Here is a 379-nt window from a genome sequence, read left to right as displayed (position 1 = left end):
ACGGGTGCAACAAGTCTTTCACCCAATCCGCCCATCTCACCAAACACAAGCGCACTATGCACAATAGGAAAGATAAGTGACCAAACTAATGTCCTGACACTCGGCCATGAGAAAGACAGCTTCACTACGCTGGATATGCCACTCAAAGGTGGAGCTCCCACCAGTCGGCAGACCGGGTCACTCATCGTTCCTATTGTGCATGGTGCGCTTGTGTTTGGCGAGATGACCAGATTGGGTGAAAGACTTGTTGCACCGGTCACAGATAAAGGGCTTCTCCCCTGTGTGGATACGCTGGTGGGCGCTGAGTATATTGGATTGGGTGAAAGCCTGGTTGCACTGGTTACAGACATAGGGTCTGTCCCCTGTGTGGGTGCGCTTG

At 52.5% G+C, this 379-nt stretch carries 1 protein-coding gene; it reads right to left on the bottom strand.

Going from position 1 to position 379, the window contains the following annotated elements; genetic code table 11:
• Positions 1-177: 177 nt before the first annotated feature.
• Complete coding sequence (locus tag E1189_RS26020; protein ID WP_408014660.1) at positions 178-264, bottom strand: C2H2-type zinc finger protein; 87 nt, start codon at positions 262-264, stop codon at positions 178-180.
• Positions 265-379: the final 115 nt, after the last annotated feature.

Source organism: Parendozoicomonas verongulae, assembly GCF_009711465.1.
Taxonomy (GTDB): domain Bacteria; phylum Pseudomonadota; class Gammaproteobacteria; order Pseudomonadales; family Endozoicomonadaceae; genus Sansalvadorimonas; species Sansalvadorimonas verongulae.
This window is presented reverse-complemented; position numbering and strand designations above follow the sequence as displayed.